16 protein-coding genes are annotated in these 12,567 nt (G+C 34.2%); 10 read left to right on the top strand and 6 right to left on the bottom strand.

What is annotated here, in order from left to right; translation table 11 throughout:
• Positions 1-432 precede the first annotated feature (432 nt).
• Positions 433-1,605, top strand: a complete 1,173-nt coding sequence (locus ACFX4I_RS22450) for an iron-containing alcohol dehydrogenase (RefSeq protein ID WP_377423100.1) — start codon at positions 433-435, stop codon at positions 1,603-1,605.
• A 1,092-nt stretch (positions 1,606-2,697) separates the two neighbouring features.
• On the opposite strand, the gene ACFX4I_RS22445 is transcribed toward ACFX4I_RS22450, so the two are convergent.
• Positions 2,698-3,360 carry a class I SAM-dependent methyltransferase gene (locus ACFX4I_RS22445; protein WP_377423098.1) on the bottom strand — a complete coding sequence of 221 codons (663 nt, stop codon included), beginning with the start codon at positions 3,358-3,360 and terminating at the stop codon, positions 2,698-2,700.
• Between the two features lie 150 nt (positions 3,361-3,510).
• Between ACFX4I_RS22445 and ACFX4I_RS22440 the strand changes: the two genes are divergently transcribed.
• On the top strand, positions 3,511-4,119 hold the full coding sequence (locus tag ACFX4I_RS22440; RefSeq protein WP_377423096.1) for a TetR/AcrR family transcriptional regulator C-terminal domain-containing protein: 609 nt from the start codon (positions 3,511-3,513) through the stop codon (positions 4,117-4,119).
• A 206-nt stretch (positions 4,120-4,325) separates the two neighbouring features.
• Positions 4,326-4,667 carry a short-chain dehydrogenase gene (locus ACFX4I_RS22435; RefSeq protein ID WP_377423094.1) on the top strand — a complete coding sequence of 114 codons (342 nt, stop codon included), beginning with the start codon at positions 4,326-4,328 and terminating at the stop codon, positions 4,665-4,667.
• A gap of 247 nt (positions 4,668-4,914) precedes the next feature.
• On the opposite strand, the gene ACFX4I_RS22430 is transcribed toward ACFX4I_RS22435, so the two are convergent.
• The 5 genes from ACFX4I_RS22430 to ACFX4I_RS22410 form a co-directional block, all read right to left on the bottom strand.
• Positions 4,915-5,133: a helix-turn-helix domain-containing protein gene (locus tag ACFX4I_RS22430; protein ID WP_061465081.1), complete on the bottom strand. Its 219-nt coding sequence runs from the start codon at positions 5,131-5,133 to the stop codon at positions 4,915-4,917.
• A gap of 10 nt (positions 5,134-5,143) precedes the next feature.
• Entirely contained in the window at positions 5,144-5,632 is a 489-nt protein-coding gene (locus tag ACFX4I_RS22425; protein WP_377423092.1) for a DUF2975 domain-containing protein, read from the bottom strand.
• A gap of 760 nt (positions 5,633-6,392) precedes the next feature.
• Positions 6,393-7,667 carry an FtsW/RodA/SpoVE family cell cycle protein gene (locus tag ACFX4I_RS22420; protein WP_377423090.1) on the bottom strand — a complete coding sequence of 425 codons (1,275 nt, stop codon included), beginning with the start codon at positions 7,665-7,667 and terminating at the stop codon, positions 6,393-6,395.
• On the bottom strand, positions 7,664-8,083 hold the full coding sequence (locus tag ACFX4I_RS22415) for a PadR family transcriptional regulator (protein ID WP_230303644.1): 420 nt from the start codon (positions 8,081-8,083) through the stop codon (positions 7,664-7,666). Before ACFX4I_RS22415 ends, ACFX4I_RS22420 begins: the two co-directional genes overlap by 4 nt.
• Positions 8,073-8,615 carry a sigma-70 family RNA polymerase sigma factor gene (locus ACFX4I_RS22410; protein ID WP_377423087.1) on the bottom strand — a complete coding sequence of 181 codons (543 nt, stop codon included), beginning with the start codon at positions 8,613-8,615 and terminating at the stop codon, positions 8,073-8,075. The genes ACFX4I_RS22415 and ACFX4I_RS22410 overlap by 11 nt, the downstream gene beginning before the upstream one ends.
• 322 nt (positions 8,616-8,937) lie before the next feature.
• On the opposite strand from ACFX4I_RS22410, the gene ACFX4I_RS22405 reads away from it, so the two are divergent.
• The 7 genes from ACFX4I_RS22405 to ACFX4I_RS22375 all read left to right on the top strand — a co-directional run bounded on the left by ACFX4I_RS22405 (position 8,938) and on the right by ACFX4I_RS22375 (position 12,429).
• The gene (locus tag ACFX4I_RS22405) at positions 8,938-9,408 is read left to right on the top strand and encodes a DinB family protein (RefSeq protein ID WP_377423085.1); all 471 of its coding nucleotides are present in this window, start codon (positions 8,938-8,940) and stop codon (positions 9,406-9,408) included.
• Positions 9,409-9,507: 99 nt separating this feature from the next.
• A complete protein-coding gene (locus tag ACFX4I_RS22400; protein WP_377423083.1) occupies positions 9,508-9,741 on the top strand; it encodes a hypothetical protein in 234 nt (77 codons plus the stop codon).
• 82 nt (positions 9,742-9,823) lie between these two features.
• Entirely contained in the window at positions 9,824-9,991 is a 168-nt protein-coding gene (locus ACFX4I_RS22395; RefSeq protein WP_377423081.1) for a hypothetical protein, read from the top strand.
• A gap of 166 nt (positions 9,992-10,157) precedes the next feature.
• Positions 10,158-10,505, top strand: a complete 348-nt coding sequence (locus ACFX4I_RS22390) for a hypothetical protein (protein ID WP_377423079.1) — start codon at positions 10,158-10,160, stop codon at positions 10,503-10,505.
• Between the two features lie 171 nt (positions 10,506-10,676).
• Positions 10,677-11,012, top strand: coding sequence for a hypothetical protein (locus tag ACFX4I_RS22385; RefSeq protein WP_377423077.1), 336 nt, complete (start codon positions 10,677-10,679; stop codon positions 11,010-11,012).
• A 199-nt stretch (positions 11,013-11,211) separates the two neighbouring features.
• Positions 11,212-11,724: a hypothetical protein gene (locus ACFX4I_RS22380; protein WP_377423076.1), complete on the top strand. Its 513-nt coding sequence runs from the start codon at positions 11,212-11,214 to the stop codon at positions 11,722-11,724.
• Positions 11,725-11,919: 195 nt separating this feature from the next.
• On the top strand, positions 11,920-12,429 hold the full coding sequence (locus tag ACFX4I_RS22375) for a hypothetical protein (protein ID WP_377423073.1): 510 nt from the start codon (positions 11,920-11,922) through the stop codon (positions 12,427-12,429).
• The last annotated feature ends 138 nt before the right edge of the window (positions 12,430-12,567 follow it).

The following is a 12,567-nucleotide window of genomic DNA, read 5'->3' as shown; positions in this document are numbered from 1 at the left end:
ACTTCGAAAAAGGTCCCTTATTCGGGGTTTTTCTATGTCTATATACTAGAAACCCGTTTATAAGGTTCTGATGCAAAAATCCATTATAATTACAATTAATCTCTTAATCATGAACATACTGATACTATTACGATAAAAAGGTGCTGCATGGATGGCTAACAGGTGCGTTAGTTCATTAAAAAGAAGGAAAATAAGTCGATTCCTTAACGTAGAGGAGATAGACTAAATTGCTCTCTCTCGTTCGTTAACGTTTAAAAATACTTTACGAACGTTCTTTATTTCTTTTCTCTATTTTTATAATAAATCAATAAAGTGAAGTACGCGTTTTGAGTACTTTTCTCTTGTTTTTATTTTATTTTACTATTATACTTACACTCTTGTTTGCGTATTGCGACAACTTAATGAAATTCAACTAGGAGGCATACAGATATTATGGAGAACTTCACGTATCATAACCCCACAAAATTAATCTTCGGAAAAGATCAGCTTCAAGCGTTATCAGAAGAAATCCCTAAATACGGAAAGAATATTTTGCTCGTTTACGGTGGAGGAAGCATTAAACGAAACGGGTTATATAATCAAGTTCTTACGTTATTAAAAGATTTAAAAGTAAACGTGCAAGAGTTAGCTGGAGTAGAACCGAATCCTAGATTATCTACGGTAAGAAAAGGTATTGATATCTGTCGAAATGAAAAAATTGATTTCTTGTTAGCTGTTGGCGGAGGAAGTGTTATTGATTGTACAAAAGCTATTGCTGCTGGAGCTCAGTATGAGGGAGATGTTTGGGATATCATCAACAAAAAAGTAACAGCTACAAAAGCACTGCCGTTCGGAACAGTATTAACATTAGCAGCAACGGGTTCTGAAATGAATCCTGATTCTGTTATTACTAATTGGGAAACAAATGAAAAATATGTTTGGGGGAGCTCTGTAACACACCCTTCATTTTCTATTTTAGACCCTGTAAATACGATGTCTGTTCCTAGAGATCAAACAATTTACGGCATGGTAGACATGATGAGTCACGTATTTGAACAATACTTCCATAGCGTGAAAAACACACCTCTACAAGACCGTATGTGTTATTCAGTATTACAAACGGTGATTGAAACAGCGCCGAAATTACTAGAGGATTTGCAAAGTTACGAACATCGTGAAACCATCTTATATTCAGGAACAATCGCATTAAACGGAACACTTCAAATGGGTTACTTTGGCGATTGGGCTTCCCATACAATTGAACATGCTGTATCAGCAGTATATGATATTCCTCATGCGGGCGGCTTAGCAATTTTATTCCCAAATTGGATGAGACACGTTCTCGATCAGGACGTAATTCGTATGAAGCGTCTAATGCTGAGCATGTTTGATATTGAAACAGCAGGCAAAAGCGACAAAGAAATTGCTTTAGAAGGAATCGATAAGTTACGTACTTTCTGGTCAAGCCTAGGTGCACCGTCTCGCTTATCTGATTATGATATCGGAGAAGAGAGACTAGACGAAATTGCAGAAATAGCTGCTCGTGAAATGGAGCATGGAGGATTTGGCAACTTTAAAAAGTTAAATAAAGCAGATATCTTATCTATCTTAAAAGCTTCATTGTAAAATAAGAAACACAAAAAAAGTAGCAGATGTATATCTACTACTTTTTTTGTGTGGATTTCATAAAACGAATATCGATATGTTCTCAATTCCTTATATAAATTGGATTTGAAATTTCTTCTGGATTAGTATATGGTTCGTCAATTACTTTGTCTCGCTGTAATCGAACTTCTCCTTTTAACTTCACTACAATAGTTGTATAAGCGATTGCCATTATCCATATTAAAGGGAACCTGAATAATGAAATAATTTCTGCTATAAACAATCGAATGTCATTTTTAAAGATCACTTAGGGAGGATTATTGTTAAAATCACTGATTAAAAAATAATTTAATTTGATATGAATTGTTGCTGGTAGTAGCTTTTTCTTTATGCAACGAATCGGGGCAGGATAGTGGAATAAGGAATATGGTTAAATGATATTTACGGAGGAAGATATGACTTCAAATAAAAACGTTCCAAATTTCCCTATAAATGGTGATACACTATAAAAAAAGGAGGGTAATTCAGATTGGAATTCAAATTTGGGAACGGTGCTATTGTGCTACCCCCTTTACACATTACGATTATCGCAATAATTATTATTTTCTTTTTAGTAAGGTGGAGCAAGCAATTAGAAACACGACGATTTACGATTTTCTTTTACTTTCTGATAAGCACTTACATTGCTCCAATTTTTTCTCGCAGTACAAAAGAAGGTGTCTTTCAGCTATGGATTCCGTTGGGTTTTATATTAGTTTTCTCTTACTTGTTTCGCAGTAAAAGAAACCATCCATCTAAAATGAAAGCGTGTATTTTAGGACTTTGCATAGCATTATATCAGTTAATTCTTCAATATGTTAGGTAGTTTTTGGTATTCCACTAACGGGTGCGTTAGTTTAACAAAGGGTTGCTGCGGCAACCTTTTTGTAATGGAACTAAAGGGACAGTTTAGTTGAACAAGAAAATGAGAGTGAATCGAATCAATTATGAAATTGCAGTGATCCAATCGCTTCGTACTCGAAATCGTTGTAAAGAAATTTGGATTGTGGGCGCTGATCGATATCGAAACCCGGATGAAGATCTACCTCAATGCCTTTGGAAAAGAAAACTACTTTATTTATAAAGATAAACATATAAACTGATGCCATCTTTTTTAATTTTGTAGTTTTTAAAAGGTATTTCTTTTAAAAATGTCTCAAAATCTTCTTTTGTGTAAGCGCCTTTTTTCAAAAATGTTTTGAAAGCAAATTTTACAAAATACTTGTCAAACCCCTTCATTCCTAATTTTCTTACTTCATTGTCAATATCATCAGATGTTGCCTCGTAATTCATATCGATTATTAGAGATGTTCCGCCTTGTTTTAGCACTCTATACATTTCACATAGTGCCTTTACAGGATCTTTGAAATTCTTAAATGCAGCACTGCATACAATAAAATCGAAAAAGTTATCTTCACAAGGGAGGTTTGAAGCATTACCTTCTTTAAAATTAACAGAAACATTTGCTTCTTTTGCATTATTTTTTTCGATTTCAATAAAATCAGGGCTTATCTCCACTCCTGTTAAATTAAAACCTTTCTTAGCAAGTTCAATAGACAAATAACCCGGACCGGGTGCGACTTCCAATATATTTGCATTTTTGCTAACATGAGATGCAACTTCATGAGCATAACTTTGCATTTCAGCCATTCTGCTTTTGCGAGAATTTTTATCATACCACTTTGCTGTTAAGCCATATATACCAACATCTTTATTTTTTCTCATATTTTTCATCATAAATAAAAATTCTCCTATATATTGATTTTCTTAATATAATTACCTATAATTACAAATGCCTAACGATGTTAGCTATCTAACAACGTTAGTGTATAATCTAACAGTGTTAGTGTCAATGCTTTTTTTGAAATATTTTTTTGGAGTGATTTTATGGCTATAACAAAAGAAGCAATTATAAAAGCATCACTTGATATACTTAATCGTGATGGAATAAGCAATTTATCAATGCGTGCTTTAGCTAAGGAATTAAATATTAAGGCAGCATCCTTATATTGGCACATTAAAGATAAACAGGATTTATATGAAATGATAGCAGAACACATTAACCAAGAAATAGCATTACCTGAAACATTAGATGATGCAAAAGAAGCATTAACAACCTTTGCTTTGGAAATTCGTAGAGTTTTATTAAAAACCAGAGATGCGGTAGACATATTTGCATTATCTTTTCCGAGTACGCCAAGCAGAATAAAAGCTATAAAATTTATTTTATCTACATTAACCAAGTACGGAGTTTCTGATAAAAACTGCCTAAGTGCTGCAAATATTATAAATAATTATGTTTTATCATTTGTTGCCGATGAAATTCGCGCAAAACATATTTCTTCAGAAGAAGCTAAACAGTTTGGATTAATTTTTGGAGAACAATATGAAATGAGTCTGGATTTTGAGCAACAATTTTTATATGGTTTACGAGTTATATTGGCTGGGCTACTTGTTGAAAATGAAATAGCAAATCAAAAATTCCATGAATTTTGATTTGCCATTATAAAATATCCATCATATAAAATCAGTCTATTTCTTCTCTATTCTACCAACTTGTTCAACATGTGTTGTATGTAGAAACGTAATTTATTACATTTCTATTCTTTTTTAGGAGGTTGCTGCGGCAGCCTTTTTGTATGGAACTATCGGGGCAGTTTAGTGCAATAAGCATTATACTATGTATCAGGAGGACGATAATAATGCCTGTTCATGATTTTGGAATAATTGATAATATCGAAAATCTGAAAAGAAATATTGGTTATGAACCACAAAAATATAAATGTATTTCTGTTGATGATGAAATTATTAATCATATAAATGAGCATTTATCTATTATGAGAACCTACTTTCATTCGTTTGAACCAGAGTTTGGGTTAGCTTACTGGGGAATTACAATTATTCAACCTGATTCTTTATCAATGTTTTATGATGTGATTACATCTTCAACGATGTATAAAAAATCTGCTGAACTTAATGAGTTAGCTTCTAAAATATTTCAGGCTAAAGAGGAAAATAAAAACATGATACACTTTGGAATATAAGCCTTTTTGTTTTTCATCTTATCTAAATTAACGGGTCCTTATATTAAAGAAGGGATGGCTGCGGCTAAAGGGTACCCTTTTGGGGTGCAAACAATGCAAATCACATCACATTTTTTGTCACTAATATCAATGCAATTCTCTAATTAAATATCAATAATAAACGCAGAGAAGGGATAGCTTAATGGCTATCCCTTCATCTTAATTTCACCATCTAAACCCGTTGGTTGAAGAAAGTTGTTGTCTGTTTTTATTGAGTGTCTTCGTCGCCCTTGTACTCCAAAATATCACCTGGCTGACAATCCAAAGTCTTACAGATCGCTTCTAATGTTGAAAAACGAACCGCTTTTGCTTTTCCATTTTTCAGAATGGAAAGATTCGCCATAGTAATTCCAACCCTCTCCGAAAGTACTGTTACGCTCATTTTCCTTTTTGCCAACATCACATCAATATTGATGATAATCGCCATGATATTCACCTCAGATCGTTAAATCATTTTCTGATTTTATATTAATAGCTTCTTGTAAAAGTCTTTGGAGAACAGCAGCAAAAATGGCGATCACCATTGAGGCGAAAATAATGACCAATCCGATTGGAATGAAACTTGGAGGGTCAACTCTTTTCGCCATGAGATAGTAGAGTGGCATACCTAACAGGTACAAGGTACTGATCGTGATGGCACAATGTTTAATATTTTTTAAAGCCTTTACCGATAATTCCGAGAACGCTTGGTTCTTATCAATATAACTTAAAAGTTTAAAAGCTTGATAAAGAGCGAAATAAAAAGGAATCGCTGCCACGTACATATCGATTAAAACGAGAGATTTCATATAAGCAATATCTGGATACAATTCCCCAGCAAAATTCCCGATCTTAGGCACCAAAAATATGCACAATGCAAGAACTGCAATTCCAACCAGAAAAATAATTACCTTTAAGAAAGTGGTTGAACCTCGTTTAACATTCATTTAAAACACCTCACTTATTAAATGACAACATGATTTTATCATATGATTTATCGTTTTACAATAAATTCATATTGTTTTTTATTGTATTATTATTGTTACATGAAGTCTTTCGATATACTTGTTTCTTCGATCAAATTCATGAAGGGCATTCAAATATTCCGAGTAAGACTCCGTATCATTCTTTGTTGGTGGTTGAGGAGAGAAAGAGAAGCGAAGTCTTGCATTCTTTTGAGAGAAATCATCAAGATCTATATAAGCTGGAGCAAGAGAATAAACAGAATTTGTGGAAGAGTCATCTCTTGCTCTCATATAGACGAGCAGCATTCATGTAATAAATGAAGTGGTTATTGAGAAGGTTTGTGAAACATTGTACTTAAAGTAACGGGAGCGTTGGTTCATTAAGGATTACAAAAAAAATCAACGATTTTATAATAACTGTATACTGAATCACAAGAAAAGAATCCATCTCGATCAATCTTTTTTCAAAATGGATTCTTTTTATTTACGCTAATATGGGGGTTCAGGAGAAAATTTTGATCAATCTTGATTCCAAAAATACAAATAGATCTTAATTAGTTCTATATTTCTATATTTTGATAAATCGACTTACTGATCATTTAACAGTTCCTATATATTCAACTTTTAGGGGATTTTCCAACTGATAATTATCCTCATGATTTATTGCATCTTTCAAAGTTTCATGCCTTTACCCATTCCTAGTTTCTTCAGAAAAGAGAGTATGAGCTACAGTAACATACTCTCATATTTTCTTCATCAGTATAATATTTTTTTTGTGATACACACTTAAAACCAGGCCAAACAAGCAGGCGTTAATCATCGCTGATAAAGCACCATAACTCATAAATGGCAGGGATACGCTTATTATTGGTAATAAGCCGAGAGACATTCCGATGCTGACAGTTACCTGTGCAGTGAATATGGCAAAACTGCCGGAAACAAGCATTTTCCCAAATGGGTCTTTCACAGTTTGGAATATACGGGAAATTCGCCAGATCATCCATAAAAACAGCAGACCAATGAGCAAGGCCCCGGCCCAGCCAAGCGTATAGGTAATCGTTACAAAGATAAAATCCGTCATCATTTCATTTGAAAAATCAATCTTCCCGAGGGAACCAAAATGGCCAAACCATCCGGCATCCTCAATTAGCCTTTCCAGTTTCAAATACATATACCCCGATGTCTCACTGAATTCTTCAGGCGTAACGAACGCAAAAAGTCTTTCAAATTGATAGGCCCTTATATTTTTCAAGGATATAAGCAGAAGTGAAACACATGTAGTAAGCAGGACCGCTGCAATGATAAGGATTTTCCTTTTATTTAGGCTGCTCTTCCAGACCATTACAGCAACCATCAATGAGTAAAGCGCCACCGCCTGCAAGTTGGCTGTAACCATAAACAAAAAGGCAGAACAAATGTATAAAATGGCAGCCAAATAAACATTCATCTTTTTTGATTGCAGCATTCCGGCCCAGGCAAGCAGAAAAAGTGGCAGAACCACAATAGAATCGACCGACATTAAACCCATAATATTAATTCGAGGACTGCCGTTCACTAATACATTGGAAAATTGGAACTGAAAAAGAATCAGACATCCCATCGTAAAGAAAACCCAGCCCCATCTCTGAAATTTCCGATAATCGAAAAAAAGAATGACACAGGCCAAAATTACACTTCCTGTGACAGAATATACCTGCTTCATCACTGAAAATGAATTACCATCCTTAAATAAGAACCAAAACAAAAACAGGCCCGTAGCTGACATGAACAGAAACATGCTCATTAGCTTCCAATCAATCTTCGGCCTGTGCAGCTTGTCCATCTTCCGCCCAATGTCAGAGGGACTTCCCATATTCCGGACAGCCAGTTCCTCTGCTTCATCCTCTTTATATCCTTTTTTGACCAGTTCAGTTTTAGCTTGATGCAGATGGGCTTTTAATTCAGCTTCTATATATTTTTTTGCTTCTTTTGATCGGATATATGATGAAACCTCATCTAAAAAATGATTGCTTCTCAATCGGTTCTTCCTCCTTCAAACGCTGTCCGCCAACTAGCAGAGGCGGAACCACTTTTAGATTCCTTTTTCTTTAGCCACTTTTTCGCACGTTCATCCAAGGAATAGAGCTTCCTTTCTTCCGTTTCCCAAAAAGACTGGAGCCAGCCTTCCTTTTCAAGCTCATGCAAGGCAGCATACAAGGAGCCTTCGTTATTTTCAAATTTCCGGATGCCTCTCTGGTAAAGAGATTCATTAATTTGATAACCACTTTTCTCCTTATCCAATGATCTGAAAATACCAATCAAGATGTCTTCCCTACTTACATCCTGCTTTTCGATAGCAGTATGGATGGAGTTTCTATGGTTTTCCGTGAATTTCAAATCAAGAAATGTATGCTTTTTCATAGCCGATTTCAAGCGTGTTAATTTATCTTCCATCGGTGGATTCCTCCCAATAGGTTTTTAACCTTCTTTTCGCCTGGCGCATCCGGGTCTTCACCGTTCCAAGTTTGACCCCGGTAATTTCAGAAATCTCCTGGAGCTTCATTTCCTGAAAATAATGGAGATAAATGAGCTCTCGATACTGGATTGGCAGTTCCATGACTGCATCAGCAAGCTGCCTGTCTTCATCCTGCTGAATGATCTCTTCTTCCACATTATCGGTAGAAGTCCATTCCTGCTCCTCTTCCACAGTCGAAACCTTTCGGAAGTACCAGCTTTTTCTATAATCCTTACAATGGTTAATAGCAATTCTCCAAAGCCACGTCCTTATATTTGATTGTTGGTTATACGTGGGCAGCGCCTTATAGCATTTGATGAAAATCTCCTGTGTCAGGTCCTCTGCCACAACTGCATCTTTTACATAGGAATAGACCAATTGCAGAATATCCTGGCCATAAAGGGACATGATTTCATCCAGTAAGGATTCGTCATCTTTCAATTGAGACCATTTAAACACAAACTCCTCCAAAACAGTTCACACTTCCTTCCCTAGATATATAGACGATAGTACTTATAAGAAGGTTTTCTTTTTTAAAAAATTATCCCTTTGTTACTATGGAGTACAGCTATAAATATAGAAAACCTTTTAAAAATCAGTACAGCAATAGTAGAAAATCCTTGCCTGACAACATCCAATCAGAAAAGTTAAACCGTTTATAAACATGAAAAACCGAAATCATTACTGATTTTGGTTTTTTCTTATAGAACTACGGGACAGGATAGTTGAATAGAGGAAAAAGTTAAAATAAAATACGAAACTATATTATTATTTTAGAGTAAAGGAGGATAAGATGAATACGTATTGTAAGAGTGCATTGAATCAAATTAAAGTGGCTATAAAGACAATTGTTGAGATGATAGAAAAGTTAGAAGAAAATGACTTACAAAAAAGACCTACACCCAATAAGCATTCCATAGGAGAGCTATTAGAACACATTGCTATTATTTGTGAAGCTGATTCGCTTATATCGGACGGGGAATCCCAAGACAAGATGAATAAGTTTTATTCAAGTGTTTCATATAAAAGCCAATATGAGATGAAAGAAGCCTTGATAAAAAACCATCAATTTTTAGAAGATAAATTTATGAATTTTACAGAAGTCGAACTTCAAGAGGAAATTACTTCTTATTGGGGTGTTACATACTCACGTTATGAATGGTTGTTAGAGATTGTAGCTCACGTTTATCATCACAGAGGGCAATTACACTCTATGCTTGTTCATTGTTATGGGATAGACCCAAAAGTTCCATTATTTGAATAGATTTTACTATTCAACAATCAGGTGCGTTAGCTTAAGATCGGACCTGTCTATAAGGAAGCCTTTTCTTTATGGAACTAATAGTAGGAGGAAGTGTAAAATATGATTGAATATAAAGGTGGTAAAGAATATTGGAACGGACGTAAGTGCGATAGTAATTTTGTATTTCGTACATTAGCAGATATGTTCCCTCAAGATTATGAGTTATATATAAAAGAATCAAAAGAGTACAAAAAAAAGCATATAGTTCTACACTGTCTTAATTGTAATTATGATTGGGTGAATTATGAGGTCGGAGCTGCCTTTAAGGCAGCAGTTTTTCCTTTATGGAACTAAATGGGCAGGATAGTTGAAGAAATAATATGGTTTTTTATGGTAAAATGGACTTAAATTATTTTCATTAAGGGGTCTACCTGCTATGAAATTAGATGATAAAAAGAAAAAGGTACAAATGAAATACAGAGAGGAAATAAGGGAAAAGAAAGAAGTTGGAAATCACAGTAAAAAAATGCTTATTATTGTTACTACAATTATTATCATTCTAGTGGCATACTGGGCAAACTCCATTCTTTTTAAAGCCTTTTAACTGTTTTTAGTTCTTTTAGAAGGCCGCCAAATGGTGGCCTTTTGATTGTAAAAAGACCCCTTAATTAACTATCGGGGCAGGTTAGTTCTATAAGAAAATGTTAAATTAGAGAGTAGAAGGTGATGAGGATAGTAAGTAATTACAGTTGATAATAGGGGATGTTTATATGAATTGGAACTGGAATGAAACCACTATAAATTTTTCATTCTCGTCCGAAAACTTAAAGAACTTGTTAAATACCGTCTGTAGAAAAGAAAACAGATTTTCACAATTTGAGTTTATTAAGTGGTGTGATAACCTCACAATGGCTTTTGAGGAAGAGGAAGCTGAAGCTGAAGTATCTAATGAATTTTATGAAAAAGCTTTTGGGATTGCACGAGATATTGAATGTCAATGGGAATTATTTTTGGTAAATACTTACTCTTTAAAAGAATTGCAGAATTTAGACCTCTCAAAAGTAAAGTTACCTCAAGATTGGTTTATAGAGTGGTTAAAGCAATTAAACGAGGAATAAAAGGTAACTCCTTATTCTACTAACGGATGCGTTAGCTGAAGATCAGAGCTGTCATTAAGGCAGCTTTTTCTTATGGAACTAAAGGGGCAGGTTAGTTGAAGAAGGATTTTCATTTTCCTTTGCAGAAGGTAAGTAATGTATGTGCATTTCCTTATGAAAGAAGGTTGTATTATGAAGTTTTATCCTTCTGAAATTGATTTCATTTCTCTATTTGAATGTCTTCCAGTAAAGAAAGATGATGATGAACTGTTCGAATATAATGAATCAACCTTTAGGTTCAAGGTTAAAAAGTATAAATATGAGGTTATCGTTTGCCCGTTTTATAATCAATTTGAGTTATTAGTACAAGAGGGAAGTATGGTTATTGGAAGATATAACTTTCAAACGGTAAGTAAAATCGAAATACTTACTGATAAAGAGGATGAATCTTCTATACGGTTATTTTTAGATGATGATAGAGAAAGGTTTTTAATGATTGTAGAAATTACCTTCAAACCGAACTTTTAGATTGGAATAAAAGAAACGTTTGCTTGATTACACTTAAGAACTGGCTGCCCAAACCGGTAGCCTTTTTATTGAACTAGGACCAGTATTCCTGTAATGAACGTTTTTAATGAACAAACGGGGCAGGTTAGTTGAATAAGAAAAAGGAATAATGAAAATAAAATAAGAAGTTGAGTAACATCACTAGAGGGGAGAAAGTAATATGGTTGATATAGATGACCGAACGGTGTTTGAAAATAACCGCATAGATTTTTGGGTTTGTGATTGTATAACAGAACCGGAGTATATGTATAGTGTTGACGGTGAATATGAAACAACTTTAATTGAATTCTGGAAAAACTACAATCGTTTTCCACTTAAGGTTATCCATAACTTTGTAAGGGAAATGGATGATTTAGATAACGATGATAAAGTGTATAGATACCAAATTGAAGAGGTTCATTCGATAGATGAACTAAAACATATACTAGACGATGTTGGGTGGAAATTAACCTTGGAAGACTTTTTTATTACTAATTCGTCAAAGGAAATAAGATTTAAAAATATTGATAGAGAAACATTAAAGGGTAAAATTCCGGCACAGTGCCCTCTATTCGAATTAGGTCCAGGCGATACTCTAACAGAAGTGATTATACACGGACATTCTTTTTTAGTTGGTACAAATGACTCTAATTTATCCACGAAAGAACAAGTCAAAAAAATTGTACTATCCTGAAAGCTATTTATAACTTTCGTTGTTGAACTAACGGGTGCTTTACTTCAATAAGGCAGGTTGCTGAGGCAGCCTTTTTCTTATGGCACTAACGGGGCAGGTTAGTGGAATAAAAGATTTTCAATCGAAACTCAATCAAAAACCTTTAAATGGTAAAATTGAAAAGAAATGCAATTTTATCATTGAGGAGGAGTTAAGTTGAAGGAAATTTTTACTGTATTATTTTTAATGATGGTTTTAACAGCTTGTGGTTCCAACAGCACTAACAAAGATTTTAATTCGGATAATACTAACTTGGAAACCACTAAAAAAGATACTAATTCGGAGGAAAAGACTGAACATAATTATCAATTTACAGGAGAAAGCGAACATTGGGAGGCTGTATATTCTTATAAAGCAACCGAAATATGGGGGAGAATTGGCAAACAAACAACTCATTCTAGCAAAGATAACTATGTACTTACATTAAAATACAAAGGATCTTTGGAAGAGTTATCTTCGATGAAAAACCTAGAATATTCTTATGAAACAACCATTAGTAGCGGAAATAAAAGAGAGGCCTACCCTGATCCACCTAGTGAAAAAGTATTTAAAACTAGTGGAAGTTCAGTAAATGGAGCAATGGTAGGTAAAGATGAAGTTATAAAGGTAAATGTAAAATGGGATGGCTTTGAAGAGTCATTTGAACTGCATAATAAGGATAAGTAAATTAGTTGAACTAACGGGTGCGTTAGCTGAAGATCGGAGCTGTCTTTATGGCAGCTTTTTATTATGGAACTAAACCAGCTAATAGTTAGTCAACATTTTTCAATGAAAACTTAAAATATTTCATGCTATACTAAATTT

Source organism: Peribacillus sp. YIM B13472 (assembly GCF_042788005.1).
Lineage (GTDB): Bacteria > Bacillota > Bacilli > Bacillales > DSM-1321 > Peribacillus > Peribacillus simplex_E.
The sequence above is the reverse complement of the archived record's forward strand: the minus strand, read 5'-3'. Positions and strand labels throughout refer to the sequence as shown.